The 395-nt window shown below is 68.4% G+C and carries 1 protein-coding gene; it reads left to right on the top strand.

Annotation, left to right across the window (positions count from 1 at the left end; translation table 11 throughout):
* Window positions 1-395 (top strand): AMP-binding protein (locus DIE03_RS38085; RefSeq protein WP_148092923.1); only part of this gene is annotated, 395 nt, incomplete at both ends.

The following is a 395-nucleotide window of genomic DNA, read 5'->3' as shown; positions in this document are numbered from 1 at the left end:
CAGGAGCGCTGCCCGATCGTCGATACGTGGTGGCAGACCGAAACCGGCGGCCACATGATCACGCCGCTGCCGGGCGCCACGCCGACCGTGCCGGGCTCGTGCACGCTGCCGCTGCCGGGCATCATGGCCGCGGTGGTCGACGAGACGGGCCAGGACGTGCCGAACGGGCAAGGCGGGATTCTCGTCGTCAAGCGCCCGTGGCCCGCGATGATCCGCACGATCTGGGGCGACCCGGAACGCTTCAGGAAGAGTTATTACCCGGAAGAACTCGGCGGCACGCTCTATCTGGCCGGGGACGGCACGGTGCGCGACAAGGACACCGGCTACTTCACGATCATGGGCCGGATCGACGACGTGCTGAACGTGTCGGGCCACCGGCTCGGCACGATGGAGAT

The organism is Burkholderia sp. Bp8992, from assembly GCF_003853705.1.
Classification (GTDB): Bacteria; Pseudomonadota; Gammaproteobacteria; order Burkholderiales; family Burkholderiaceae; genus Burkholderia.
This window is presented reverse-complemented; position numbering and strand designations above follow the sequence as displayed.